The sequence below is a fragment of the Actinomadura sp. genome (assembly GCF_044508335.1).
GTDB lineage: Bacteria > Actinomycetota > Actinomycetes > Streptosporangiales > Streptosporangiaceae > Spirillospora.
On sequence record NZ_JBIQHY010000015.1, the window covers coordinates 37,509 to 64,270 of the forward strand.

Sequence of the window (26,762 nt, forward strand, 5' to 3'; positions counted from 1 at the left end):
GAGGAACGCCGTGACCGACTCCACCCGACACGCGGACGTGATCGTCGTCGGGGCAGGCCCCGCCGGATCGTCGACCGCCTACTGGCTCGCGCAGGCGGGCCTGGACGTGTTCCTGCTGGAGAAGGCCACCTTCCCGCGGGAAAAGATCTGCGGCGACGGGCTCACCCCGCGCGCCGTCCGCGCGCTCATCGGCATGGGCGTCGACCTCAACGACCCGGGCTGGGGGCGCAACAGGGGGCTGCGCATCTACGGCGGCGGCGTCAAGGTCGAGCTGCCCTGGCCGGAACTGGCGTCGTTCCCCGACTTCGGGCTCGTCCGCAAGCGCACCGACCTCGACCAGCTGCTCGCGGAGCACGCCGCGAAGGCCGGCGCGCAGCTCCTGCAGGGCTGCAACGTGACCGGTCCCATCCTGGACGAGCGCACCGACCGCATCGTCGGCGTCACCGCGCGGCTCGACGGCGAGGAGGTCGAGTTCCGCGCGCCGCTGGTCGTCGCCGCCGACGGCAACTCGACCCGGCTGTCGCTCGCGATGGGGCTGCGGCGCCGCGAGGACCGCCCGATGGGCGTCGCGGTCCGCCGCTACTTCCAGACGCCGCGCCACGACGACGACTTCATGGAGGCGTGGCTCGAACTGTGGGACGGCAAGCGCCTCCTGCCCGGCTACGGCTGGGTGTTCGGCGTCGGCGACGGGACGTCCAACGTCGGGCTCGGCCTCCTCAACACCAGCAAGGCGTTCCAGAGCGTCGACTACCGCGGCATGCTGAAGCGCTGGTGCGCGCAGATGCCGGAGGACTGGCAGTTCGACGAGGAGCACGCGACCTCCAAGATCCGCGGCGCGGCGCTGCCGATGGGCTTCAACCGGCAGCCGCACTACACCCGCGGGATGCTGCTCGTCGGCGACGCCGGCGGCATGATCAACCCGTTCAACGGGGAGGGCATCGACTACGCGCTGGAGTCCGGCCGGCTGGCCGCCGACATCACGGTGCAGGCGCTCGCCCGCCGCACCCCCGCGCAGCGCGAGCGGACGCTCTACGAGTACCCGCGCATCCTGAAGGACGAGCACGGCGGCTACTTCACCCTCGCCCGCCTGTTCGTGCAGGCGATCGGCGACCCGCGCGTCATGAAGTTCCTCACGTCGCACGGCCTGCCGCACCCGACGCTGATGCGCTTCACCCTCAAGCTCCTGGCCAACCTGACCGACCCCAAGGGCGGGGACGCGATGGACCGGGTCATCAACGCGATGCGGAAGGCGGCGCCGGCGGCATGAACGGACGGGCGGCGCGGCCGATCGGATTCAAGCTTCCGCAGGTGAGCGGACTACAGTGCATTACCCGAGCCCCTGAGGGGAGCGCTATTGATCACCTTGGTTAGGGTGGCGGGCCGCGGCCGGCCCGTCCCGTACAGCGTCGTACGTCCCGAGGAGAGGTCGTAGGGATATGGATCTCTATATTCCGATCATCGTGCTCGGTGTGCTCGCTTTCGCCTTCGCCGCGGGCTCGGTGCTGATGGCCGCGTTCACCGGCCCGAAGCGGTGGAACCGCGCCAGGCTGGACTCCTACGAGTGCGGCATCGAGCCGACCCCCCAGCCCGTCGGCGGCGGACGATTTCCGATCAAGTACTACCTGACGGCGATGCTGTTCATCGTCTTCGACATTGAGATCATCTTCCTTTATCCCTGGGCGGTCGCCTTCGACCGGATGGGGCTCTTCGGCCTTGTCGAGATGGTTCTTTTCATCGTCACCGTGCTCGTCGCATACGCCTACATCTGGCGGCGCGGCGGTCTGGAGTGGGACTGACATGGGTCTAGAGGAGAAACTCCCGAGCGGATTCCTGCTGACCACGGTCGAGCAGGTCGCGGGATGGGCGCGCAAGAGCTCGGTGTGGCCGGCGACGTTCGGGCTCGCCTGCTGCGCGATCGAGATGATGGCGACCGGCGACCCCCGGCACGACTTCTCCCGGTGGGGGATGGAGCGCGCCTCGGCGACGCCGCGGCAGGCCGACCTGATGATCGTCGCGGGCCGGGTGAGCCAGAAGATGGCGCCGGTGCTGCGGCAGATCTACGACCAGATGACCGAGCCCAAGTGGGTCATCGCGATGGGCGTGTGCGCCTCGTCCGGCGGCATGTTCAACAACTACGCGATCGTGCAGGGCGTGGACCACATCGTCCCGGTCGACATCTACCTGCCCGGCTGCCCGCCGCGGCCGGAGATGCTGCTGGACGCGATCCTGAAGCTGCACGACAAGATCCAGAACACCAAGCTCGGCGCGCAGCGCGAGAAGCAGATCGCCGAGCTGGAAGAGGCGAAGCGCCGCCGGCTGCCGCTGCTCGGACAGGGGGCCTGACATGAGTTCGCAGCACCCCGAGCAGCAGGCCGAGCAGGCCGCCGACCAGCTCCCGGCGCACGCCGAGGAGGACCGCCGCGAGCAGCCGATCGTCCGCAAGGGCATGTTCGGCGCGAAGACGACCGGCGACACCTCCGGCTACGGCGGCCTCGTCGTCCGGCAGAGCCCGAAGGTGTCGGCGCAGCGCCCGTACGGCGGGCCCGGCGGCGCCGCCGAGCCCGGCGAGTTCGACGAGATCGCCGACGAGCTGGAGCGTGCCTACCCCGACTTCGGGGACGCGATCGAGCGGGTTGTCGTGCACCGCGGCGAGCTGACCTTCCACGTCAAGCGCGAGCGCCTGCGCGAGGTCGCCAAGACCCTGCGGGACGAGCCGTCGCTGCGCTTCGAGCTCTGCTCCGGCGTGTCGGGCGTCCACTACCCGAAGGACGAGGGCGCCGAGCTGCACGCCGTCGTCCACCTGCTGTCGATCACGCACAACCGGCGGGTCCGGCTGGAGGCGAGCTGCCCCGACGCCGACCCGCACGTCCCGTCGCTGGTCCCGGTCTACCCGACGGCCGACTGGCACGAGCGCGAGACGTACGACTTCTTCGGGATCGTCTTCGACGGCCACCCCGCGCTGACCCGCATCGAGATGCCCGACGACTGGGTGGGGCACCCGCAGCGCAAGGACTACCCGCTCGGCGGCATCCCCGTCGAGTACCGAGGAGCGGAGATTCCGCCGCCGGACGAAAGGCGGTCGTACGTATGAGTTCGACGAAGTACACCGAGTACGACGCGTACGCCGCCGAGGAGGCGGCCGAGGGCAAGGTCTTCGACGTCGGCGGGCAGGACTGGGACAAGGTCGTCTCCGCCGCCGAGGACCTGGGCGACGAGCGGCTCGTCGTCAACATGGGTCCGCAGCACCCGTCCACGCACGGCGTGCTCCGGCTGATCCTCACGCTCGACGGTGAGACGGTGAACGAGGCCCGGGTGGGCATCGGCTACCTGCACACCGGCATCGAGAAGAACATGGAGTTCCGCACCTGGACGCAGGGCACCACGTTCTGCACCCGGATGGACTACCTGGCGCCGCTGTTCAACGAGACGGCGTACTGCCTGAGCGTGGAGCGGCTCCTCGGCATCGAGGACAGGATCCCCGAGCGGGCCCAGATCATCCGCGTGATGATGATGGAGCTGAACCGGATCTCCTCGCACCTGGTCGCGATCGCCACGTTCGGGCTGGAGCTCGGCGCGACGACCGTGATGCTGAACGGGTTCATCGAGCGCGAGTACACCCTCGACCTGTTCGAGGAGATCACCGGGCTGCGGATGAACCACGCCTACGTCCGGCCGGGCGGGGTCGCGCAGGACCTGCCGAGCGGCGCCACCAGCAAGATCCGTGACTACCTCGACCGGATGCCGAAGCGGATCCAGGCGCTCCGCAAGCTGCTGGACGAGAACCCGGTCTTCAAGGCGCGCACGCAGGACATCGCGTACCTCGACCTCACCGGGTGCATGGCGCTCGGCGTCACCGGCCCGGTGCTGCGCTCGACCGGCCTCCCGTGGGACCTGCGCAAGTCGCAGCCCTACTGCGGCTACGAGACCTACGAGTTCGACGTCTCGACGCAGGACACCTGCGACGTGTACGGCCGCTACCTCGTCCGGATGGACGAGATGGAGGAGTCGCTGAAGATCGTCGAGCAGTGCCTGGAGCGGCTGCAGGCGGTCAAGGGCCCGGTCATGATCGAGGACAAGAAGATCGGCTGGCCCGCGCAGCTCGCCATCGGCGCGGACGGCATGGGCAACTCGCCCCGGCACATCGCGCACATCATGGGCACCTCGATGGAGGCGCTGATCCACCACTTCAAGCTGGTCACCGAGGGCTTCCGGGTGCCGGCGGGGCAGGCGTACGTGCCGATCGAGTCGCCGCGCGGCGAACTCGGCGCCCACGTGGTCAGCGACGGCGGCACCCGCCCGTACCGGGTGCACTTCCGCGAGCCGTCCTTCGTCAATCTGCAGGCGACCCCGGCGATGAGCGAAGGCGGCATGGTCGCCGACATCATCGCAGCCGTGGCCAGCATCGATCCGGTCATGGGGGGAGTGGACCGATGACGTACGAGCCCGACGTACGCCAGCGGCTGGAGCGGGACGCCAAGGAGATCATCGGCCGGTACCCGCGGCCGCGGTCGGCGCTCCTGCCGATGCTGCACCTGGTGCAGTCGGAGGACGGATACGTCACCCAGCGGGGCGTGGAGTTCTGCGCCGAGATGCTCGGCATCACCCCCGCGCAGGTCATGGGCGTCGTCACCTTCTACACGCAGTACAAGCGGGAGCCGGTCGGCGAGTACCACGTCGGCGTCTGCACCAACACGCTGTGCGCGGTCATGGGCGGCGACCAGATCTGGGACGAGCTGAGCGCGCACTGCGGGGTCGGCCACGACGAGACCACCCCGGACGGCAAGGTCAGCCTGGAGCGCGTCGAGTGCAACGCGGCCTGCGACTTCGCCCCCGTCGTGATGGTCAACTGGGAGTTCTTCGACAACATGACTCCCGAGAAGGCCAAGCAGCTCGTCGACGACCTCCGGGTCGGCAAGGACGTGCTGCCCTCCCGCGGCCCGAACCGCCTCGCCACCTGGAAGGAGGCGTCGCGCGTGCTGGCCGGCTTCCCGGACGGGCTCGCCGGCGAGGGCGTCCAGGCCGGGCCGCAGTCGCTGGTCGGCCTGAAGATCGCGCAGGAGCGCGGCTGGACGGCGCCGCCCGCCGGCGCCGACCGAGAGCGGCCCGACGAGCCGGTCAAGCCGGGCGAGGTCACCGACCCGCCCCCGAACGAGCCCGGAAAGCCCATCGGCGGCGACGTCAAGCCGGGCAGCCAGGAGGGACGGAACAAGTGACCACGCTGACCCCCGTCCTCACCAGGAACTGGGACAAGGCCGACTCGTTCACCCGCGCCGGCTACGAGCGCGACGGCGGCTACCGGGCGCTGCGCAAGGCGCTGCGGATGGAGCCGGACGAGATCGTCCAGGCCGTCAAGGACTCCGGGCTCCGCGGGCGCGGCGGCGCCGGGTTCCCCACCGGCATGAAGTGGGGCTTCCTGCCGCCGTCCAGCCCGAACCCGCGGTACCTCGTCGTCAACGCCGACGAGTCCGAGCCGGGCACGTGCAAGGACATCCCGCTGATGATGGCGAACCCGCACGTCCTCATCGAGGGCGTCATCATCAGCGCGTACGCCATCAAGTCGAACCAGGCGTTCATCTACGTGCGCGGCGAGGTCCTGCACGTGATCCGCCGCCTGCAGCAGGCGGTCGCCGAGGCGTACGAGGCCGGGTACATCGGCAAGGACATCCTCGGCTCCGGCTACGACCTGGACGTGGTCGTGCACTGCGGCGCCGGCGCCTACATCTGCGGCGAGGAGACGGCGCTGCTGGACTCCCTGGAGGGGTTCCGCGGCCAGCCCAGGCTGAAGCCCCCCTTCCCCGCCGTCGCGGGCCTCTACGGCGGACCCACCGTCATCAACAACGTCGAGTCGATCTCCTCGGTTCCCTCGATCGTCGAGAACGGGCCCGAGTGGTTCGCCTCGATGGGCACCGAGAAGTCGCAGGGCTTCGGGATCTTCTCGCTGTCCGGGCACGTCAAGCGGCCCGGCCAGTACGAGGCGCCGCTCGGCATCACGCTGCGGGAGCTGCTCGACATGGCGGGCGGCATCCGCGAGGGGCACCGGCTGAAGTTCTGGACGCCCGGCGGGTCGTCCACCCCGATCTTCACCGACGAGCACCTGGACGTCCCGCTGGACTTCGAGTCCGTCGGCGCCGCCGGGTCCATGCTCGGCACCCGGGCGCTGCAGATCTTCGACGAGACGACCTGCGTGGTGCGGGCCGTCCAGCGCTGGTCGGAGTTCTACGCGCACGAGTCGTGCGGCAAGTGCACGCCGTGCCGCGAGGGCACCTACTGGTACAAGCAGATGTTCGCGCGGCTGGAAGCGGGCGAGGGCACCGACGAGGACCTGGAGACCCTGCTGGACATCTCCGACAACATCCTCGGCCGCGCGTTCTGCGCCCTCGGCGACGGCGCCACCAGCCCGGTCGTGTCGTCCATCAAGCTGTTCCGGGACGAGTACCTCCAGCACTTCGAGCAGGGCGGCTGCCCGTTCGACCCGGCCAAGTCCACCCTCTGGGGAGGTGCCAAGTGACCGTCACCGACGACAAGTCGGCGGTGGAGAAGCGTGAGGAGATGGTCTCCTGCACCATCGACGGCTTCGAGATCGAAGTGCCCAAGGGCACGCTGATCATCCGGGCCGCCGAGCTGCTCGGCATCCAGATCCCCCGGTTCTGCGAGCACCCGCTGCTCGACCCGATCGGCGCGTGCCGGCAGTGCCTGGTGGAGATCCCGGACGCGGGCAACGGCCGCGGGATGCCGAAGCCGCAGGCGTCCTGCACCACCGCCGTGATGCCGGGCATGGTCGTGAAGACCCAGCTCACCTCGCCGGTGGCCGACAAGGCCCAGCACGGCATCATGGAGTTCCTGCTCATCAACCACCCGCTGGACTGCCCGATCTGCGACAAGGGCGGCGAGTGCCCGCTGCAGAACCAGGCCATGTCCAACGGGCGCGGCGAGACCCGCTTCACCGGGACCAAGCGGACCTGGCCGAAGCCGATCCCGCTGTCCAGCCAGGTGCTCCTCGACCGGGAGCGGTGCATCCAGTGCACCCGCTGCACCCGGTTCTCCGAGCAGATCGCCGGCGACCCGTTCATCGACCTGTTCGCGCGCGGCGCGAAGGAGGAGGTCGGGACCGCCGACGGCAACCCGTTCCACTCCTACTTCTCCGGCAACACGGTGCAGATCTGCCCGGTGGGAGCGCTCACCGGCACCGCCTACCGGTTCCGGTCCCGGCCGTTCGACCTGGTGTCGCAGCCGAGCGTCTGCGAGCACTGCGCGTCCGGCTGCGGGCTGCGCACCGACCACCGGCGCGGGAAGGTCACCCGCCGGCTGGCCGGGGACGAGCCGCAGGTCAACGAGGAGTGGAACTGCGACAAGGGCCGCTGGGCGTTCACCTACGCCACGCAGCCGGACCGGCTCACCACCCCGCTCGTCCGCAACGAGGACGGGGCGCTGGAGCCTGCGTCGTGGCCCGAGGCGCTGACCATCGCGGCGCGGGGCCTCGCCGCGGCGCGCGGCTCGGCCGGGGTGCTCACCGGCGGCCGCGTCACCCTTGAGGACGCCTACGCCTACGCCAAGTTCGCCCGGGTCGCGCTCGGCACCAACGACGTCGACTTCCGGGCCCGGCCGCTGTCGGACGAGGAGTCGCAGTTCCTCGCCTCGTCGGTCGCGGGACGCTCCATCGAGGTCTCCTACGCCGACCTGGAGAAGGCGCCCGTCGTCGTCCTCGCCGGCTTCGAGCCGGAGGAGGAGTCGCCGATCGTGTTCCTGCGGCTCCGCAAGGCGTTCCGCAAGAACGGGCTGCCGGTGTACGCCGCCGCCCCGTTCGCGACCCGCGGGCTGACCAAGGTCGGCGGCACGCTGCTGCCGACCCCGCCCGGCGCGGAGGCCGAGACGCTCGGCTCCCTCATCGGGGACGCCGACCGCGCCGACGTCCGGGCGCTGCTGGAGACGCCCGGCGCCGTCATCCTCGTCGGCGAGCGGCTCGCCACCAGCCCCGGGGCGCTGACCGCGGCGGTCCGGCTCGCGCAGGTCACCGGCGCCCGGCTGGCGTGGGTGCCGCGCCGGGCCGGGGAGCGCGGCGCGCTCGAGGCCGGGGCGCTGCCCGGCCTGCTGCCGATCGGCCGCCCGGTCACCGACCCCGCCGCGCGCGCCGAGGTCGCCCGCACCTGGGGCGTCGCGGAGCTGCCCGCCGGGCCCGGCGAGGACACCGCCGGCATCATCGCGGCGGCGGCGCAGGGCCGGCGCGGCGCGCTGCTCGTCGGCGGCGTCGACCCCTACGACCTGCCCGACCCGGAGGCGATGCTGCGGGCGCTGGAGGCGACCCCGTTCGTGGTGAGCCTGGAGCAGCGCCCGTCCGCGGTCACCGACCGCGCCGACGTGGTGCTCCCCGTCGCGGCCGTCGCGGAGAAGTCCGGGACGTTCGTCGACTGGGAGGGCCGCGGCCGCCCGTTCGACATCGCGCTGAAGTCGGCCGGGAAGCTGCCGGACCTGCGGGTCCTGGACGCGCTCGCCGACGAGATGGACGTCCACCTGGGCCTGCCCGGCCCGGAGGCGGCCCGCCGCGAGCTCACCGAGCTCGGCGCCTACCGCGGCGAGCGCCCGGAGCCGCCCAACGTGGCGCAGGAGCTGCCGCCGCACCCCGAGCAGGGCGAGGCGCTGCTCGCGACGTGGCGGCTGCTGCTGGACCGGGGCCGCCTGCAGGACGGGGAGCCGTTCCTCGCGGGCACCGCCAAGCCGGCGGTCGCCCGGCTGTCGCCCGCGACGGCCGCGGAGATCGGCGCGACCGACGCGGTGACCGTGTCGGGGGCGCGCGGCGAGGTGACGCTCCCGCTGGAGATCACCCCGGACATGCCCGACCGGGTGGTGTGGCTGCCGACGAACTCGGCCGGCTGCGCCCTCTACCGGGATCTGGGCACGGCCGCGGGCGACGTCGTCAAGATCGCGAGCGGGGTGCTCGCGACCGCGACCGAGATCGCTGGAGGCACCGAATGAGTCCCCTCGCCGCGGCCCCGGCGGCCGACCCGTCGCTGCAGGACTTCGGCAAAGACCCGTGGTGGCTGATCGGCGGCAAGGTCGTCGTCATCTTCGCGTTCCTCGTCGTGACCGTGCTGCTCACGATGTGGATCGAGCGCCGCGTCATCGGGCGGATGCAGCTGCGCGTCGGCCCGAACCGCGCCGGGCCCTTCGGCCTGCTGCAGGGCCTCGCCGACGGCGTCAAGCTGGCGCTGAAGGAGGACATCATCCCCCGCCAGGTGGACAAGGTGGTGTTCATCCTGGCGCCGGTGATGGCGGCGGTGCCGGCGTTCATCTCGTTCATCATCATCCCGTTCGGGCCGACGGTGTCGATCTTCGGGCACCAGACGGCGCTGCAGGGCACCGACCTGCCGGTCGCGGTCCTGCTGGTCCTCGCGATGTCGTCGATGGGGATCTACGGGGTGGTGCTGGCCGGCTGGTCGTCGATGTCGCCGTACTCGCTGCTCGGCGGGCTCCGCTCGTCCGCGCAGATGATCTCCTACGAGATCGCGATGGGGCTGTCGTTCGTCGCGGTGTTCATGTTCGCCGGCTCGATGTCCACCTCGGAGATCGTCGCCAAGCAGCACGACACCTGGTTCGTGGTGCTGCTGGCCCCGTCCTTCGTGATCTACGTGATCACGATGATGGGCGAGTCGAACCGCATCCCGTTCGACCTGCCCGAGGGCGAGGGCGAGATCGTCGGCGGCTTCCACACCGAGTACTCGTCGCTGAAGTTCGCGATGTTCTTCCTCGCCGAGTACATCAACCTCACCACCCTGTCGGCGCTCGCCACCACGCTGTTCCTCGGCGGCTGGCGCGCGCCCGCGCCGATCTCCACCGTCTGGGCGGGGGCCAACTCCGGCTGGTGGCCGGTGCTGTGGTTCCTGATCAAGATCTTCCTGTTCATCTTCTTCTTCATCTGGCTGCGCGGCACGCTGCCGCGGGTCCGCTACGACCAGCTGATGCGCCTCGGCTGGAAGGTGCTGATCCCGGTGTCGCTCGGCTGGATCCTGCTGGTCGCGGCGATCCGCGCCCTCCGCGGCGAGGGCTACGACACCCGGGAGATCGCCATCGCCACCGCGGTGGTGGCGGCGGTCGTGCTGGTCGCGACGGTGCTGTGGGAGATGCTCCGGGGCGGCGAGGACGAGAAGGAGATCGTCCCCGGCGCGGCCCAGGGCGAGGGGACCGACCCGGCCGCGGGCGGGTTCCCGGTGCCGCCGCTGGACGCGCCGCACTACCACGGCCGCGCCCGCGAGCCGGCCGCCCGGCCCGCCACGATCGAAACGTCCTCCGAGGAGGTCACCAGTGGGTCTCACTGATTTCCTGAACCCGGTCAAGGGGTTCGGGGTCTCGTTCCACCAGATGTTCATGAAGAGCGAGACCGTCCAGTACCCGGAGGTGAAGAAGCCGACCGCCCCGCGCTTCCACGGCCGGCACCAGCTGAACCGCTGGCCGGACGGCCTGGAGAAGTGCATCGGCTGCGAGCTGTGCGCGTGGGCCTGCCCGGCGGACGCCATCTTCGTCGAGGGCGCCGACAACACCGAGGACGAGCGGTACTCGCCCGGTGAGCGGTACGGCCGCACCTACCAGATCAACTACCTGCGCTGCATCCTCTGCGGGCTCTGCATCGAGGCGTGCCCCACCCGGGCGCTCACGATGACGAACGAGTACGAGCTCGCCGACGACAGCCGGGAGAGCCTGATCTACACCAAGGAGATGCTGCTGGCGCCGCTGCGCGAGGGCATGGAGGCGCCGCCGCACGAGATGCGGCTCGGCGACACCGAGGAGGACTACTACCGCCTCGGCCTCCAGTCCGACGAGGCGGCGGGCTCCGCCGAGACGCCCTCGGCCCCGAGAGTGCCGTCCGAGGGCGGCGGCCGGGCGAGCGCCGACAACGCGGTGAAGGCGGAGAAGCGCCGCAAGGGCGGTGAGGGCGAATGAACACCGCCGTCATCGCCGCCGAGGTCGCGGACAAGCAGTCCGGGGAGCCGTTCTTCTTCTGGCTGCTCGCCGTCGTCTCGGTGCTCGGCGCGCTCGGAATGATCTTCATGCGGAAGGCGGTGCACTCGGCGCTGCTGCTGGCGACCGTGATGCTCTCCCTCGCCGCGCTGTACGCGATCCAGAACGCGCCGTTCCTGGCGTTCGTCCAGGTGATCGTGTACACCGGCGCCGTGCTGATGCTGTTCCTGTTCGTGATGATGGTCGTCGGGGTCAGCTCCACCGACTCGCTGGTGGAGACGATCCGGGGGCAGCGCTTCTGGGGTGTGATCGCCGCGATCGGGTTCATCGCCCTGCTGACCGCGGGCATCGGCAACGCCGCCCTCGACGACTCGGCGGGCCTCGCCCAGGCCAACGCCGAGGGCAACGTGTTCGGCCTGGCGCAGCTGCTGTTCTCCAAGTACGTGTTCGCGTTCGAGGCGACCAGCGCGCTGCTGATCACCGCGGCGCTCGGCGCGATGGTGCTGGCGCACCGGGAGCGCACCGAGCCGAAGAAGACGCAGAAGGACCTGTCCAAGGGCCGCTTCCTCACCGGCGAGCACCCGGGCCCGCTGCCGGGCCCCGGCACCTACGCCCGGCACAACGCCGTCGACATGCCGGCGCTGCTGCCGGACGGCACGCCGTCGGAGCTGTCGGTCAACCCGGTCATCGCGGCCCGCACCGACACCGCCGAGCGGCACGCCGACCTGTACGGCGGCACCGAGGAGGAGGCGCTCGAACGGGACGTGGCCGCGGTCAAGGCGGTCACCGCAGAGGCCGAAGAGGCCGACGCCGAGTCGCGCTCCGTGAAGTCGGGGACGCCGGCCGCGGGCGGCGGCGCGAACGAAGGCGAGGCTGGTCAATGAGTCCGGGGCACTACCTGGCGCTCTCGGCGATCCTGTTCACCATCGGAGCGCTCGGCGTCCTCGTGCGCCGCAACGCGATCGTGGTGTTCATGTGCATCGAGCTGATGCTGAACGCGGCGAACCTGGCGTTCATCTCGTTCTCCCGCATGCACGGCAACCTCGACGGCCAGATCATCGCGTTCTTCGTGATGGTGGTGGCCGCCGCGGAGGTCGTGGTGGGCCTGGCGATCATCATGACCATCTTCCGGACCCGCAGGTCCTCGTCGGTCGACGACGCGAACCTGCTGAAGTACTGAGAGGTCGGGAATGCAAGCGGAAGGCATCCAGGCCGCGTCCTGGCTTCTCATCGCGCTCCCGCTCGCGGGCGCCGCGATCCTCCTGCTCGGGGGGAGGCGCACCGACCGGTGGGGCCACCTGCTCGGCTGCGCCACGGCGGTCGCCGCGTTCGGCGTGGGCGTCGCGATGCTCGTGCAGATGCTCGGCTACGACGCCGCGGAGCGCGGCCGGACCGTGCACCTGTGGGACTTCATCGACGTCGGCTCGTTCAAGGTCGGCATGAACCTGCTGGTGGACCCGCTGTCCATCAGCTTCGTCCTGCTGATCACCGGGGTCGGCTCGCTGATCCACATCTACTCCATCGGCTACATGGCCGAGGACCCAGAGCGCCGCAAGTTCTTCGCGTACCTGAACCTGTTCGTCGCGGCGATGCTGCTGCTGGTGCTCGGTGACAACTACCTGGTCATGTTCCTCGGCTGGGAGGGCGTGGGTCTCGCGTCCTACCTGCTGATCGGGTTCTGGCAGCACAAGCCGACCGCGGCGACCGCGGCGAAGAAGGCGTTCGTCGTCAACCGCGTCGGCGACATGGGGATCATCATCGCGATCGCGCTGATGTTCGCCACGTTCGGCACGATCGACTACGGGCCGATCCTCGGCGGCGAGCAGGCGGGCATGGCGTCCCGGCTGAGCACCGGCACCGCGACCGCGATCGGGCTGCTCCTCCTGCTCGGCGCGTGCGGCAAGTCGGCGCAGCTGCCGCTGCAGTCGTGGCTGCTGGACGCGATGGAGGGCCCGACCCCGGTGTCGGCGCTCATCCACGCGGCGACGATGGTGACCGCCGGCGTCTACCTGATCGTCCGGTCCGGGCCGATCTTCGAGATGTCGGAGACCGCGCAGCTGGTCGTCACGATCGTCGGCGCGGCCACGCTGCTGTTCGGTGCGATCATCGGGTGCGCGAAGGACGACATCAAGAAGGCCCTGGCGGGCTCGACGATGTCGCAGATCGGCTACATGACGCTGGCCGCCGGGCTCGGCAAGGCCGGGTACGTGTTCGCCATCGCGCACCTCATCGCGCACGGCTTCTTCAAGGCCGGGCTGTTCCTCGGCGCCGGGTCCGTCATGCACGGCATGAAGGACGACGTGAACATGCGCCACTACGGCGCGCTCCGCGCGGTCATGGTGACCACGACGGTCACGTTCGGGCTCGGGTACCTCGCGATCATCGGGTTCCCGCTGCTGTCCGGCTGGTTCACCAAGGACGCGATCATCGAGGCGGCGTTCGACAAGGGCGGCACGTCCGGGGCGGTCCTCGGCGCCTGCGCGGTCATCGGCGCGGCCGTCACCGCCTACTACATGTCGCGCGTGATGTTCATGACGTTCTTCGGCGAGAAGCGCTGGGCGGACGACGTCCACCCGCACGAGTCGCCGAAGGTCATGACGGTGCCGCTGATGCTGCTCGCGGTCGGCTCGGTCGCCGCCGGCGGGCTGCTGATCCTCGGCGGGTTCTCCGGCTTCCTCGAACCGGTCGTCGGGGCCCCCGAGCACGAGCACGAGTTCAAGTGGCTCACCGCCCCGGGCGCGGCCGTCTTCGTCCTGATGATCATCGGTGCGGCGATCGCGTGGCGGCAGTACGGCGCCCGCAAGGTGCCGCGTGAGGCGCCCAAGGGCTCGTTCGTCACGGTCGCGGCCCGCAAGGACCTCTACGGCGACGCGTTCAACGAGTCGCTGCTCATGCGTCCCGGGCAGTGGCTGACCCGGCTCGCGGTCTGGTTCGACGGACGCGGCGTCGACGGCCTCGTCAACGGCACCGCCGCCGGCGTCGGCGGCAGTTCCGGCCGCCTCCGCCGTGTGCAGACCGGCTTCGCCCGTTCCTACGCTCTCTCGATGCTGGGCGGCGCGGCCCTCGTGGTCGCGGCGCTCCTGGTGGTGAACGTTTCATGAGCGACTTTCCCTGGCTGAGCGTCCTCATCGGACTGCCACTGGTGGGCGCGCTGCTGCTCATCGCCGTCCCGCGCGAGCGGGAGACGCTGGTCAAGCAGTTCGCGCTCGGCGTCTCCCTCGTCGTCGCGGCGCTCACCGGCGCCGTCGCGGCGGGCTTCGACGCGGGCGGGGCGCGCTTCCAGTTCGAAGAGAAGTACTGGTGGATCAAGGAGTTCGGGGTCCACTGGGCGCTCGGCGTCGACGGCGTCGCGCTGACGCTGATCCTGATGTCGGTGATCCTCGTCCCGCTGGTCATCCTCGCGTCCTGGCACGAGGCCGACCGCTCCGGCGGGTCGGACGTCCCGGCGAAGCGGTCGGTGAAGACGTACTTCGCGCTGCTGCTGACGCTGGAAGCGGCCATGATCGGCGTCTTCGCGGCGACCGACGTGTTCCTCTTCTACGTCTTCTTCGAGGCGATGCTGGTCCCGGTGTACTTCATCATCGGGTCCTACGGCGGCGCCCAGCGCTCCTACGCCGCGGTGAAGTTCCTGCTGTACTCGCTGTTCGGCGGGCTGCTGATGCTGGTCGCCGTCATCTGGCTGTACCCGCTGTCGGCCAAGTCCGCCGCGGACGGCGGCGTCGGGCACGGGACGTTCATGTTCGACGAGCTGTCGAAGATGAACATCGACCCGACGACGGCGAAGTGGCTGTTCCTCGGCTTCTTCGTCGCGTTCGCGATCAAGGCGCCGATGTTCCCGGTGCACACCTGGCTGCCGGACGCCGCGCAGCAGTCCCCGGCGGGCGCGCTGGTGCTGATCGTCGGCGTGCTGGACAAGGTCGGCACCTACGGGATGCTCCGGTTCTGCCTGGAGCTGTTCCCCGGCGCGTCCAAGTGGGCGACGCCCGCGGTGCTCGCGTTCGCGGTGGTCAGCATCATCTACGGCGCCATCCTCGCGATCGGGCAGGTCGACATGAAGCGGCTGATCGCCTACACGTCGATCTCCCACTTCGGGTTCATCGTGCTCGGCGTCTTCGCGATGACGTCGCAGGCGCAGTCGGGCGCGGCGCTGTACATGGTGAACCACGGGTTCTCGACCGGCGCGCTGTTCCTGATCGTCGGGTTCATGATCGTCCGGCGGCGGTCGGCGAAGATCTCCGACTTCGGCGGCATGCAGAAGGTGGCGCCCGTGCTGGCCGGGACGTTCCTCGTCGCCGGCCTGTCGAGCCTGTCGCTGCCCGGCCTGTCGCCGTTCGTGTCCGAGTTCCTGGTCGTGGTCGGCACGTTCAGCCGCTACGAGTGGGCCGCCGTCGCGTCCATCATCGCCATCGTGCTCGCCGCCATCTACATCCTGTGGATGTACCAGCGGACGATGGGCGGCCCCACGGTCCCCGCGGTCGAGGGCATGAAGGACCTGTCCGCCAGGGAGAAGTGGGTCATCGCCCCGATCATCGCGATCATCGTGGCGATGGGCTTCTTCCCGCAGCCGGTGCTGCACGTGATCAACCCGTCGGTGGACCACACGCTGGCCCGGGTCGACCGGCACGATCCGGCGCCGGACATCACCGGTAACGTCGCCGAGAACGGAGCCCGTCCATGAGCACCCCTGACCAGGTGATCGCGGTCCTCGCGCAGCAGGACGACATCACCGCGCCGCACATCGAGTACGGCCAGATCATGCCGCTGCTCCTGGTGCTCGGCATGGCCGTGGTGGGCGTGCTCGTCGAGGCGTTCGTCGGCCGCGACTCGCGCTACTACGTGCAGGTGCCGCTCGCGTTCCTCGGGCTCGCCGGCGCGTTCGCGTGGACGGTCGCGCTCGGGTGGAGCGAGGACCCGCACCACGTCGCCGCCGAGGGCGCCCTCGGCGTGGACGGCCCCACGCTGTTCATCCAGGGCACCATCCTGGTGCTGGCGCTGGTCAGCCTGCTGCTGATCGCCGAGCGCGGCGGCGCCCGCGCCGACGGCGCGTTCACCGCGCAGGCGTCCGCGCTGCCCGGCAGCGAGGCCGAGCAGCGCACCGCGGAGGCCGGGGTCGTGCAGACCGAGGTCTTCCCGCTGATGATGTTCGCCGTCGGCGGCATGATCATGTTCCCGGCGGCCAACGACCTGCTCACGATGTTCGTGGCGCTGGAGGTCCTGTCGCTGCCGCTGTACCTGCTGTGCGGGCTCGCCCGCCGGCGCCGCCTGCTCTCCCAGGAGGCGGCGGTCAAGTACTTCCTGCTCGGCGCGTTCTCGTCGGCGTTCTTCCTGTACGGGATCGCGCTGCTGTACGGGTACGCCGGGTCGGTGCGGCTGTCGGACATCTCCGCGCAGATCAGCAAGGACACCGGCAGCGAGACCCTGCTCCTCGCGGGCGTCGCGCTGCTGTCGGTGGGGCTGCTGTTCAAGCTCGGCGGCGTCCCCTTCCACATGTGGAAGCCGGACGTGTACCAGGGCGCCCCCACCCCGATCACGGCGCTGATGGCGTCCTGCACGGTCGTCGCCGCGTTCGGCGGGATCCTGCGCGTCTACTACGTCGCGTTCGAGACGCTCCGGTGGGACTGGCGGCCCTTCATGTGGGGCGTGGCGATTCTCACGATGGTCGCCGGGTCGATCATCGCGATCACGCAGACCGACATCAAGCGGATGCTGGCATACTCGTCGATCGCGCACGCGGGCTTCCTGCTCATGGGCGTGATCGCCAGCTCCCCGCACGGCCTGTCGAGCACCCTGTTCTACCTGCTCGCGTACGGTTTCACCTCGGTCGGCGCGTTCGCGGTCGTGACGATGGTGCGGGACGCGGCCGGCGAGGCCGGGCACCTGTCCCGGTGGGCGGGGCTCGGCAAGCGGTCCCCGGTCGTCGCCGGCGTGATGGCCTTCTTCCTGCTGGCGTTCGCCGGCATCCCGCTCACCAGCGGGTTCACCGGGAAGTTCGCGCTGTTCAAGGCGGCCGTGGAGGAGGGCGCGACGCCGCTGGTGATCGTCGCGGTCGTGTCGTCCGCCGTCGCCGCGTTCTTCTACGTCCGTGTGATCGTCGTCATGTTCTTCAGCGAGCCGGACGTGGACGGGCCGGTCGTGGTGGCCGGGCCGGCGACCGCGGTCGCGGTCGCCCTCGGCGTGACGGCTACTGTGGTACTCGGCGTGCTCCCGCAGCCGGTTCTGGACCTCGCGGGACAGGCCACGACCCACATGTTCGTCCGGTAGGGAGTCTTGGGTGAGCAACCCATCCGCTGAGAGGTCCGGCGGGCCGGCCATCGAGGAGACCGGCCCGTTCGGGCTTCCCATCGACGCCGCGCTCGCGTCCAGCGCCAAGGCGCGGCTGGCCGAGGTCGAGGCCCTGCTGCTCGACTGCGTGCGCGGCGAGGACCCGCTGCTCACCGAGGCGTCGGAGCATCTCGTCGAGGCGGGCGGCAAGCGGTTCCGGCCGATGCTGGTGCTGCTCGCCTCCCACTTCGGCGACCCGGCCGCGTCCGGCGTGGTCCCCGCCGCCGTCGTCGTCGAGCTGACCCACCTCGGCACCCTCTACCACGACGACGTGATGGACGAGGCGACCGTCCGGCGCGGCCAGGAGTCGGCGAACTCCCGCTGGACGAACACGGTCGCGATCCTCACCGGCGACTACCTGTTCGCCCGCGCGTCCGACCTGCTCGCCGACCTCGGCCCGGAGGCCGTCCGGATCCAGGCCCGCGCGTTCGCCCGGCTCGTCCGCGGCCAGATCCAGGAGACCGTCGGCCCCGGCGCGGGCGCCGACCCCCTCAAGCACTACCTGGGCGTCGTGGCCGACAAGACCGCGTCCCTCATCGCGGTGTCCGGCCAGTTCGGCGCGCTGCTGTCCGGCGCCCCGTCCCACGTCGTCGACACGGTCACCTCCGCCTGCGAGAAGATCGGCATCGCGTTCCAGCTGTCCGACGACATCCTCGACATCGACTCCGAGACGGAGGAGTCGGGCAAGACCCCCGGCACCGACCTCCGCGAGGGCATCCGCACCCTCCCGATGCACCACGTCCTCGCCGGGACGGGGTCGGGCCCCGACGACGCCCGCCTCCGCGAGCTGCTCGTCCAGGACCTCACCGACGACGCCCTGCACGCCGAGGCGCTCGCCCTGCTGCGCGCCCACCCGGCCATGGACCGCGCCCGCGCCGACCTCCGCCGGTGGGCGGAGGACGCCCGCGCCGAACTCCTCACCCTCCCCGACATCCCCGCCCGCGACGCCTTCACCAACCTCTGCGACTACGTCGTCTCCCGCACAGGCTGACCCTCCTCCACCGCCGCGCATTGGCAAGCCGGCAGCGGCCGCCGGCGCTTGCGGCGTGGTGCGCCTGTCCGTGCGCCGGAGGAGACCCGGCCCCCGGCGCACGGGGTGCTTCAGGCGTTCTGGGGTTCGGCTTTCTCGGCCAGGCCGCGGTACTTCATCGCGTGCAGGACGAGGTCGATGAGGACCTCCTTGCAGGATTCGAGGCTGCGCGCGTCGCAGAGCATGACGGGGACCTTGGGGCCCAGGTTGAGGGCCATCTGGATCTCCCCGAGGTCGTACTGCTTGGCGCCCTCGAAGCAGTTGACCGCGACGATGAAGGGTGTGCCGCGGCGCTCGAAGTAGTCGACCGACGGGAAGCAGTCGGACAGGCGGCGGGTGTCGGCGAGCACGACGGCGCCGAGGGCGCCGAGGGAGACCTCGTCCCACATGAACCAGAAGCGCTCCTGGCCGGGGGTGCCGAACAGGTAGAGGACGTACCCGTTCCGCATCGTGATGCGGCCGAAGTCCATCGCGACCGTGGTGGTGTCCTTGCGCTCCACGCCGGAGATGTCGTCGACGCCGACGCCCTGGTCGGTGAGGAGTTCCTCGGTGCGCAGCGGCTGCGTCTCGGAGACGGTGCCCACCATGGTGGTCTTGCCGACCCCGAAGCCGCCCGCGATCACGATCTTGACCGCGGTGGGGAGCCGGCGGGCGCGCACGCCCCTAGAGGGCCCGGAGACCATCGATCACCGCCTTGTAGAGCCTGATGTCGTGCATGTCCGCCTCCGGTTCGGGTTCCTGCATGGAGACGAACCCCTTGTCGAGCAGGTCGCCGAGCATGACCCGCACCGTGGCGACCGGCAGGTCGAGGTGCCCGGTGAGCTCGGCGACCGACATGACGTTCTGGCAGAGCCGGATGATGGCGAGGTGCTCGGGGCCGAGGCCGATCGCGCCCTCGGGCTCCGGGCCGTCCGCGACCACCAGGGTGATCAGGTCGAACTTGCCGCGGGTGGGCTCGATCCGGCCGCTGGTCATCACGTACGGCCGCACCATCGGGCCGGCCTGCTCGTCGAGGTACCGGTCGTGGTGGGCGGGCGGCGGCGCCGGGTCGTCCGTCCAGGGCTCCGGCGCGGGATCCTCGGGGGGCATCATGCCTGCCGTCCCTCCCCGGCGGACTCGGACCGCGCGGGCGAGGTCAGGTGGTGGCCCATGGCGGTGACGAGCATCGCCATCTCGTAGGCGATCAGGCCGACGTCGGCGTCCTCCTCGGCGAGGACGGCGAGGCAGGCGCCCTTGCCGGCGACCGTCACCAGCAGGAACGCCGACGCCATCTCGACGATCGTCTGCCGGACGGGCCCGCCGCCGAACCGGGTCCCGGCGCCCTTGGCGAGGCTCTGGATGCCGGCGGCGACGGCGGCGAGGTGCTCCCCGTCGTCCTGGGACATGCCCTCCGAGGACGCCATGAGCAGGCCGTCCGCCGACAGCACCACCGCGTTGCGGGCGTGCGGCAACCGGTGGACCAGGTCGTCCAGCAACCAGCCCAGATCGGATGCGGAACCGGTCTTCTGCGTCACTGCTCTTCCTCGCCTTTCGCTGCGTTGTGGCCGGCGTCGGCGCCGCCCTCGTCGGCGCGCGCCGCCTCGGTGCGGGCCGCGTCGGAGCGGCCCTGGCGGGTGCCGCGCTGGTAGGAGCCCATGATCCGCTGGATTTCTTCGGGGGAGCGGCCCAGGTCCTCCGGCTCGTCCGGCTCCTCGGCGGCGGCGGGCTCGTCGGCCCGCAGGGGTTCGGCAAGGTTCGCCTGCGGCACCCGGACGGGCAGGCCGGACGGTGTGGTGGAGATCTCGGGCACGGGTGGCTGGTCCTCCGGCTCGGTGGGGTGGGGACGCTCGCCGTCCGCGGGCACGTCGTCGTGCGGCGCGGGCGGTTCGGTCCTCGGGGCCTCGGGGTCCGGCTGGGGTGCGGCGTCGCCGCCTGGAGTCGGCGCGGTCGGCGCGGCCGGTTCGGACACGGGTGGGGGCACCGCCACGAGCGCGGGCCCGGCGGCCGGCCGGCCGGTGCTCGCGGGGGGCAGCGTCGCGGTGGCGGCGGCCGCGCGCCCGGGGGCCGGGGCGCCGGCGCCGACGGCGGTCGGGCGGCGCACCTCCAGCCCGTTCTGCGTGGTGGCGCCGGCGGGCACGGGCGCCGGGCCCTGCTCGACGATCAGCTCGCGCGGGATGACGACGACGGCGGTGGTGCCGCCGTACGCGGACCGCTTCAGCGAGACCTGGAGGCCGTACCGCTCGGCGAGCTTGCTGACCACGAACAGGCCGAGCTGCACCGAGCTCTGCAGGTTGAAGTCGGGCGGGTTCGCGATCCGCTCGTTGATCTCGGCGAGCTTGTCGTCGGTCATGCCGAGCCCGCGGTCCTCGATGTCGATCGCGAAGCCGCTGGCGACGAGGTGCCCACCGACCTGCACGACGGTGTCGGGCGGGGAGAACGACACCGCGTTCTCGATCAGCTCGGCGAGCAGGTGGGTGACGTCGCCGACGGCGCGCCCGGCCAGCTCCACCGGGCCGAACGGCAGCACGGTGACGCGGGTGTAGTCCTCGACCTCGCCGACCGCGGCGCGGACGACGTCCACCATCGGGACCGAGTTGCGCCAGCCGCGGGCCGGGAGGGCGCCCGACAGGACGATCAGGTTCTCGGCGTTGCGCCGCATGCGGGTCGCGAGGTGGTCGAGCCGGAACAGCTCCTCCAGCTCCTTGGTCTCGATGTCGCGGCGGCGCTCCATGGTGTCCAGCATGGTGAGCTGCCGGTGCACCAGCGTCTGGGTGCGCCGCGCCAGGCTCAGCAGGACGTCCCGGATGCCGCGGCGCAGCTCGGCCTGCTCGACGGCGGTGCGGATCGCGGTCTCCTGGACGGCGTTGAACGCGCGCCCCACCTGGCCGATCTCGTCGGTGCCGAACTCCAGCGGCGGCGCCTCCAGGGCGACGTCCACCTTCTCGCCGTGGCCGAGCCGCTCGACGACGCCGGGCAGCCGCTGCTCGGCCAGCTCCCAGGCGGCGTTGCGCAGCCGCTCCAGCTGGCGGACGAGGGCGCGGGCGGTGGTGATCGACACGATGATGGACGCGATGACCGCGATGAGCCCGAGACCGCCGGCCAGCAGCAGCCGGATGATCACGCCCGCGGCGATCGGGGTGGCGCGGTCGACCAGCCGGTCACCGGACGACTGGATCTGGTGGCGCATCTCCGCGAGGGCGGGCTCGGTCGCGGAGTTCCACTGGTCGGCGGTCACCGGGGGCCGGTAGGCGCCGCGGGCCTGCTGCGCGGTGAAGGTCCGGCGGTTCTGCATGATCTCGTCTTCGAGCGGCTGGACCTTGGTGATCCGCGCGTTCTTCGTCAGGCCGGTGTACAGCGTGGGGTCCGAGTCCTGAATGGTGATGAGCGCCTGCGCGGTGTTGTGCCGGCGGGTGCCGACCGTCTGGGTGAAGGTGACGAGTTCCTGCGGGGTGATGCGGCCCGCGGCGAGCGAGCCCGCCATCAATGCGTCTTCCTGGGAAAGCTGTTCCCACATGCGGTTCAGTTCGAGGAGCGTCCGGGTGTCGCGGGCGAAATCCTTGTCGTCCAGCGTGGCCAGCGAATCGTAGACGCGGAAAATTGACTCGACGACCTCGGAATACCCGGCGGCGACCCGGGCGCGGTCGGTGCTCCCGGCGTCGACCGCGCGGCGGGTGCCGTCCACCGCCTTCAGCCGGTCGAGCATCTGGTCGACGCGCCGTTCGAGGGTGCCGCCGCCGAACCGCCCGACGTTCCCGCCGCGGGCGAGGCGGACCGCCTCCGCGCGCGTCTTGTCGGTCTGCTCGCGCTGCGCGTTCAACGCCGCCCGCGCGGTGGCGCTCGGCCTCGCCATCTGCACCATGGTGAGCCGGCGCTCACGCTGCAGGTCGGCGAGGAGCGGGTCGGTCGGCTGTGCGAGGGCCTTGTCCAGCGTGCTGACGGTGAGCAGGTTGACGCCCTCGCGCAGGGTGACCCACGCGGCGAAAACCCAGAGTGCCACGAGGGAGAGCAACAGGGCCGTGATCTTGGTCCTCAGGCGCGAGTTGCGGAAACGCATTACTATCGCCCCAACAATATGTGAAATGGCTCGCAACCCGCTTCGGCCAGGATTAAGCCGGGCGGGTGGCGCGTGTGGTGGGTGCAAGGGCGACGGTGGTCCGCCGTTCCATACGGCCTAGAAGACTAGCAACATGACCATAACGCCTCAAGGTGAATCGTCAACGCCGAACACTTTGTCGTATTTGACGGACGTGTCGGGTTGCGCGGGTGTGGCCGATTTCACTTCACCGAAACATTGCGTCCGAGGCGGAAACCGTGCGCGCGAGGTGCAGCGCCGCCAGCACCCCGGCCCGGACGATCGCCGCGGGCCTGTAGAGGTCCTTGTCATGCCACAGCGCGGGCTCGTCCGCGTCGCCGCCGTCCGCCCTGTTCAGCGAGCGGAGCAGGTGCGGGACGGCGCGCGCGACGGCGTCCCGCACGTCCGCGCCGGGCGACGGGTCCGTCAACAGCAGGAGTTGGACCGCGTACGAGGTCTCCTCGGGCGTCCCGCCCCAGCGGCCCCAGGAGCCGTCTTCGCGCTGCGAGCCGAGGACCCACGCGCGCGCCGCGCCGACCGCGGCGGCCGAGCCCGTCCCGCCGAAGCCCGCCAGCGCGATCGCGGCGCACGCCGTCGCGTAGAAGGGGGAGGCGTGCCAGCGGTCGTCCCAGCTGCCGTCCGGCCGCTGCTGCCCGCGGAGCCAGCCCGCGACCTTCGCGACGGCCGCGGCGTGCCGGGCGATGTCCGCGCCGGGCTCGGCGGCGGTGCGGCCGCGGGCGGCGATGTACTGGCCGATCGCCTCCAGCACGTGCGCGTTCGTCGTGACCGACGCGCCCTCCTCGCCGCGCCACGTGCAGAAATGGGTGTCGGTCTCGTAGGCGTAGAGGGGGTCCGGGCGGTGCTGCGCGCCGAGCAGCGCCAGCGCGTACAGGGCGCCGGCGGTGGTGTCGGCGTCCGCCGGCAGGCCCTCCGCCGCCGGGGTGCCCGCCGGGCCGAGCGGCGCGGTCAGGCTGAGGACCAGCTCCGGCGGGACGGCGACCGGGATGCCCGCGCGGACCAGCCACGCCAGCACCCAGCCGCGCTCGAACACCGTCAGCGGGAAGCCGCACGGCACGGGCCCGCCGTGCTGCGCCACCACGGTCTCCAGATACCAGCGGGCGGGGCTGCTCGGGTCGCCGGCCGCCCGCGCGCCCAGCCACACGGCGGTCGCCGCGGGCGACGCGCCGATCGTGCCGGTCGGCTCGGGGCGCAGCCGCGGCGGCCCGGCCGTCCCGTCGCCGACCTCCAGGGCGTGCAGCAGCTTCTGCGGCACGTCCGCGCCGGAGGCGAGCAGCCCCCGGACGAGCGCCAGCTTCGCCCCGTCCAGCCCCGCCGGCGGGCCGAGCTCGCGTCCCGCCCACTCGGCCAGCCCGGGGACGGGGCGCTCGCGCAGCCGCGCCAGCGAGGCGTTGATCCGCTCGGTCAGGGCCGGCGCGATCAGCTCGATCGCGGGCAGGTCGGGCAGCTCCATGTCCGCGGCGGACGGGCCGCACATCCGGGCGGCGATCGCGCGCAGCCCGGCGGCCGCCGACCGCACCAGCAGGCCGGTGTGCACCGCCCCGCCGTCGCTCGCCGCGCGCCGCTCGCCGGTCAGCTCGGCGAGGAGGGCCTCGACCGCGCTCAGGGTCGGGACGAGCGCGTACCCGTCGACCGGCGCCCCCCAGGCGCCGTCCGGCCGCTGCGACTCCACGAGGTAGGCGAGGCGCCGGTCGTGGTCGCGCAGCCAGGGGGCCAGCGTGACGATCCTGCCGGTCTCGTACACCGACGGGGAGACCTGCCCCCACGGGTGCGCGACGAGCCCGCCGATCAGCTCGCGCGCGGCGCCGGCCACGTCGACGCCGCCGGTGGACGGGGACCGGGGGGACGGGACGGTTCGCGGAACAGGACGGTCGTCGACGCTCACAACGTGCCCCAGAAGTCGGTCACTCCGTAGAAGCCCGCGCAGAAGTCCATCTGCCGCTCCATGTAGCGCGCCAGCTCCGGGACGCCTTCGGCGGCGTCCTTGAGCAGCGTCCGGGCCTCGGTGGTCAACTCCCCGATGCGTTCCTCGACCTCTGCGCGCGTCTTGTCGAGCAGCAGGCCGTTCAGGTCGCCCCACTGGACGTCCCGCTCGTACGTGCCGAGGTCGTTCAGCAGCCGGATGACCCGCTGGACGGCCCGGCTCGCCTCGCGCACCAGCGGAACGTTCCCACCGCCGCCCGACGCGATCCAGTGCGAGGCGAACACGAAGGAGAAGCCCAGGTTGTCGGCGTTCGCGAGGTAGCCGTCGAACGACGGGCCGGGCTCGCCCTTCTCCCGCGCGCTCTTCCAGTCCCATTCGAGGGCCATCGCCTCGAGCACGCGCTGCAGCTCGTCGCGCCACACGTCGCGCAGCTCCGGGTAGGCGGGCTCGGCCGCCAGCTCGTCGCGGACGTCGGCGAGGAACCGCGCCAGCTCGTCCTCCGCGGTGGTCCCGTCTCCGGGAGGGGCGCCGTCGGCGACGGCCGCGCACCGGCGCACCAGGCCCGCGACCTCGGCGCGGGACGACGCGGCGTAGTCGATCAGCCAGTCGAGGCCGAAGCACCACAGGCAGACGCGGTTGGCCATGCGCAGCCGGTCGGCGGTGAGCCCGGGGCCGCTGAACGCCGCCGCGAGCGCGAGCGTGCTGAACAGCGCCGGATCGAACGCCTTCGCGTCGTACAGCGCGGGGTGCTCGGCGGCCCAGGCGCGCATCTGCCGCTGCGCCTGGCCCGCGACGGCGCAGACCGTCCCGGCCTGGAGAGCCGTCAGGGGCGCCTCCGCCGTCCGGTGGCCCGGATGCGGAGGCTCGGTCACTTCGCCGGGAACGGCCTCCGTCATCGCGCCGGCTCCAGCTTCAGGTAGAGCGGCTGGTCGGGCCGGAGGGTCGCGCCGATCCGCGCCTCCACGGGGCCGTCCGTCGGCAGCAGCGACGGGCGGTACCGGCTCAGGATGGCGGTGAGGATCAGCTCGGCCTCCATGTGGAACACGTGCCGCCCGATGCACTGGTGCGGGCCGCCGCCGAAGGGGTAGTAGGCGTAGCGGTGCCGGGTGCGGTTCGCCTCGGGGGTGAACCGCCCGGGGTCGAACTCGAGCGGCCGGTCCCAGACCGATTCGAGGCGGTGCGTGAGGAACGGGCTGGTCAGCACCGTCTGCCCGGCCTTGATGGGAACGCCTTCGATGTCGGTGTCGGCGAGCGCGATCCGCGGGAAGATCCAGCCGACCGGGTACAGCCGCAACAGCTCCTGGATGACCTGCTTCACGTAGGGCAGCCGGTGCAGATGGTCGGGCCGGACCTCCTCGTCCCCCACGACCTCGGTGACCTCCGCACGGAGCCGGTCGATCACGTCGGGGTGCTGGGCGAGCATCGGCCACAGCCAGGTCAGCGCCACGGTCGTCGTCTCGGTGCTGGTGGCCCACATGGCGAGCAGGTTGTCGCGGACCCACTCGTCGCCGAGGCCGCTGCCCTCGGTCATCCGGGCCTGGCACAGCACGGTGAAGATGTCGTAGCCCTCGCCGGCGTCGTAGCGGAACCGCTCGACGAGCTCGTAGAGGGTCTCGTCCATGACGCGGAGCCCCTCGGCGAACGCGCGGTCCCCGGGCAGCGGGATCGACTTCGGGACGAACGGCAGCAGGAAGCGGAACGCGATCGAGGTGGCCAGCCGCTCCATCGCCGGGATCATCCGGTCGGCCTCCGCCTGCCGGATCTTGTTGCCGAACAGCACCTTGATCACGGTGTCGTGGACGATGCGCCCCATCTCCGGCAGCACCTCGATGGGCCGGTCCGCGCGGGCCGGCTCGTCCAGCTGCCGGACGGCCTCGTTGATCGCCTGCGCCATGTGGTCGCTGAGGGACCTGATGGTGCGGGTCGAGAACGCGGGCTGCAGGATGCGCTTGCTCAGCTCCCACTCGTCGTACTCGGACATGATGCTGTCGCCGAAGAGGCCGTGCAGGGGGCGCCAGAACGTCCCGTCCCGGACGAAGTTCTGCGACTGCTTCCGGAGCACCTGCTGGACGTGGTCCGGGTGGGTCACCAGGTAGGGATGGGACGCACCGAGGTCCAGCCGCGCGATCTCGCCTCCGGCGGCGGTGCTGATACGGAGGATCTCCCGCAGCGGGTCTCGCACGAGCCTGGAGACCGTGCGGTAGAGCGGGAAGTTCTTGGCTCTCTTGACGGGAACGGCGGCACCAACGTCGACGGACACTTCCGACTGCCCCCCATGTGGGTGAAAGCAAATCGACCCTCCACCGTGACCGCCGCACCGGGTGTGCGGCAGGGGAGCAGAGGGCGATACGAGTTCTCTGTAGACGTCTGCGAAACTTGGGCGATTTGGTTAATTTGGGGGAATTATCACATGATCAATTAACGCGATCAAGGGGGCCGGCGTAAGAAATGTCAGCCTGTTTCGAGTG

General features: G+C 71.2%; 23 protein-coding genes. 16 read left to right on the top strand and 7 right to left on the bottom strand.

The genetic code is table 11. The annotated features are described in order from the left end of the window. The first annotated feature begins 10 nt into the window (after positions 1-10). From ACIWVC_RS08585 to ACIWVC_RS08660, 16 genes are all read left to right on the top strand, one after another. Positions 11-1,267 carry a geranylgeranyl reductase family protein gene (locus ACIWVC_RS08585; RefSeq protein ID WP_396446291.1) on the top strand — a complete coding sequence of 419 codons (1,257 nt, stop codon included), beginning with the start codon at positions 11-13 and terminating at the stop codon, positions 1,265-1,267. Between the two features lie 169 nt (positions 1,268-1,436). Beyond that, entirely contained in the window at positions 1,437-1,796 is a 360-nt protein-coding gene (locus ACIWVC_RS08590) for an NADH-quinone oxidoreductase subunit A (RefSeq protein WP_396446292.1), read from the top strand. Position 1,797: 1 nt separating this feature from the next. Continuing rightward, positions 1,798-2,343, top strand: coding sequence for a NuoB/complex I 20 kDa subunit family protein (locus tag ACIWVC_RS08595; protein WP_396446293.1), 546 nt, complete (start codon positions 1,798-1,800; stop codon positions 2,341-2,343). A 1-nt stretch (position 2,344) separates the two neighbouring features. Beyond that, positions 2,345-3,091 carry an NADH-quinone oxidoreductase subunit C gene (locus ACIWVC_RS08600; RefSeq protein ID WP_396446294.1) on the top strand — a complete coding sequence of 249 codons (747 nt, stop codon included), beginning with the start codon at positions 2,345-2,347 and terminating at the stop codon, positions 3,089-3,091. Continuing rightward, on the top strand, positions 3,088-4,434 hold the full coding sequence (locus ACIWVC_RS08605; RefSeq protein ID WP_396446295.1) for an NADH-quinone oxidoreductase subunit D: 1,347 nt from the start codon (positions 3,088-3,090) through the stop codon (positions 4,432-4,434). Before ACIWVC_RS08600 ends, ACIWVC_RS08605 begins: the two co-directional genes overlap by 4 nt. After that, positions 4,431-5,213 carry an NADH-quinone oxidoreductase subunit NuoE gene (gene nuoE, locus ACIWVC_RS08610; RefSeq protein WP_396446296.1) on the top strand — a complete coding sequence of 261 codons (783 nt, stop codon included), beginning with the start codon at positions 4,431-4,433 and terminating at the stop codon, positions 5,211-5,213. The genes ACIWVC_RS08605 and nuoE overlap by 4 nt, the downstream gene beginning before the upstream one ends. After that, entirely contained in the window at positions 5,210-6,508 is a 1,299-nt protein-coding gene (gene nuoF / locus ACIWVC_RS08615; RefSeq protein WP_396446297.1) for an NADH-quinone oxidoreductase subunit NuoF, read from the top strand. The genes nuoE and nuoF overlap by 4 nt, the downstream gene beginning before the upstream one ends. Continuing rightward, on the top strand, positions 6,505-8,970 hold the full coding sequence (locus ACIWVC_RS08620; RefSeq protein WP_396446298.1) for an NADH-quinone oxidoreductase subunit G: 2,466 nt from the start codon (positions 6,505-6,507) through the stop codon (positions 8,968-8,970). The genes nuoF and ACIWVC_RS08620 overlap by 4 nt, the downstream gene beginning before the upstream one ends. After that, on the top strand, positions 8,967-10,310 hold the full coding sequence (gene nuoH / locus ACIWVC_RS08625) for an NADH-quinone oxidoreductase subunit NuoH (protein WP_396446299.1): 1,344 nt from the start codon (positions 8,967-8,969) through the stop codon (positions 10,308-10,310). The genes ACIWVC_RS08620 and nuoH overlap by 4 nt, the downstream gene beginning before the upstream one ends. Beyond that, positions 10,297-10,932, top strand: coding sequence for an NADH-quinone oxidoreductase subunit NuoI (gene nuoI, locus ACIWVC_RS08630; protein ID WP_396446300.1), 636 nt, complete (start codon positions 10,297-10,299; stop codon positions 10,930-10,932). The genes nuoH and nuoI overlap by 14 nt, the downstream gene beginning before the upstream one ends. Beyond that, complete coding sequence (locus ACIWVC_RS08635; protein ID WP_396446301.1) at positions 10,929-11,834, top strand: NADH-quinone oxidoreductase subunit J; 906 nt, start codon at positions 10,929-10,931, stop codon at positions 11,832-11,834. The genes nuoI and ACIWVC_RS08635 overlap by 4 nt, the downstream gene beginning before the upstream one ends. After that, entirely contained in the window at positions 11,831-12,130 is a 300-nt protein-coding gene (nuoK, locus tag ACIWVC_RS08640) for an NADH-quinone oxidoreductase subunit NuoK (protein ID WP_396446302.1), read from the top strand. Before ACIWVC_RS08635 ends, nuoK begins: the two co-directional genes overlap by 4 nt. A 10-nt stretch (positions 12,131-12,140) precedes the next feature. Then, the gene (nuoL, locus tag ACIWVC_RS08645) at positions 12,141-14,051 is read left to right on the top strand and encodes an NADH-quinone oxidoreductase subunit L (protein ID WP_396446303.1); all 1,911 of its coding nucleotides are present in this window, start codon (positions 12,141-12,143) and stop codon (positions 14,049-14,051) included. After that, a complete protein-coding gene (locus tag ACIWVC_RS08650) occupies positions 14,048-15,628 on the top strand; it encodes an NADH-quinone oxidoreductase subunit M (RefSeq protein WP_396446304.1) in 1,581 nt (526 codons plus the stop codon). Before nuoL ends, ACIWVC_RS08650 begins: the two co-directional genes overlap by 4 nt. Further along, entirely contained in the window at positions 15,625-17,211 is a 1,587-nt protein-coding gene (nuoN, locus tag ACIWVC_RS08655; RefSeq protein WP_396446305.1) for an NADH-quinone oxidoreductase subunit NuoN, read from the top strand. The genes ACIWVC_RS08650 and nuoN overlap by 4 nt, the downstream gene beginning before the upstream one ends. A 49-nt stretch (positions 17,212-17,260) precedes the next feature. After that, positions 17,261-18,262: a polyprenyl synthetase family protein gene (locus ACIWVC_RS08660; protein ID WP_396446353.1), complete on the top strand. Its 1,002-nt coding sequence runs from the start codon at positions 17,261-17,263 to the stop codon at positions 18,260-18,262. A gap of 110 nt (positions 18,263-18,372) precedes the next feature. Here the strand turns inward: ACIWVC_RS08660 and ACIWVC_RS08665 are convergent, their stop codons facing one another. From ACIWVC_RS08665 to ACIWVC_RS08695, 7 genes are all read right to left on the bottom strand, one after another. Continuing rightward, complete coding sequence (locus tag ACIWVC_RS08665) at positions 18,373-18,984, bottom strand: GTP-binding protein (RefSeq protein ID WP_396446306.1); 612 nt, start codon at positions 18,982-18,984, stop codon at positions 18,373-18,375. Then, on the bottom strand, positions 18,965-19,393 hold the full coding sequence (locus ACIWVC_RS08670; RefSeq protein WP_396446307.1) for a DUF742 domain-containing protein: 429 nt from the start codon (positions 19,391-19,393) through the stop codon (positions 18,965-18,967). The genes ACIWVC_RS08665 and ACIWVC_RS08670 overlap by 20 nt, the downstream gene beginning before the upstream one ends. Beyond that, positions 19,390-19,815, bottom strand: a complete 426-nt coding sequence (locus ACIWVC_RS08675; protein WP_396446308.1) for a roadblock/LC7 domain-containing protein — start codon at positions 19,813-19,815, stop codon at positions 19,390-19,392. The genes ACIWVC_RS08670 and ACIWVC_RS08675 overlap by 4 nt, the downstream gene beginning before the upstream one ends. Next, entirely contained in the window at positions 19,812-22,277 is a 2,466-nt protein-coding gene (locus ACIWVC_RS08680; RefSeq protein ID WP_396446309.1) for a nitrate- and nitrite sensing domain-containing protein, read from the bottom strand. Before ACIWVC_RS08680 ends, ACIWVC_RS08675 begins: the two co-directional genes overlap by 4 nt. Positions 22,278-22,560: 283 nt before the next feature. Then, positions 22,561-24,255 (bottom strand): prenyltransferase/squalene oxidase repeat-containing protein, encoded by a 1,695-nt coding sequence (locus ACIWVC_RS08685; protein ID WP_396446311.1) that lies wholly within the window; start codon positions 24,253-24,255, stop codon positions 22,561-22,563. Next, complete coding sequence (locus ACIWVC_RS08690) at positions 24,252-25,190, bottom strand: terpene synthase family protein (protein ID WP_396446312.1); 939 nt, start codon at positions 25,188-25,190, stop codon at positions 24,252-24,254. The genes ACIWVC_RS08685 and ACIWVC_RS08690 overlap by 4 nt, the downstream gene beginning before the upstream one ends. Continuing rightward, positions 25,187-26,554 carry a cytochrome P450 gene (locus ACIWVC_RS08695; protein ID WP_396446313.1) on the bottom strand — a complete coding sequence of 456 codons (1,368 nt, stop codon included), beginning with the start codon at positions 26,552-26,554 and terminating at the stop codon, positions 25,187-25,189. Before ACIWVC_RS08695 ends, ACIWVC_RS08690 begins: the two co-directional genes overlap by 4 nt. Positions 26,555-26,762: the final 208 nt, after the last annotated feature.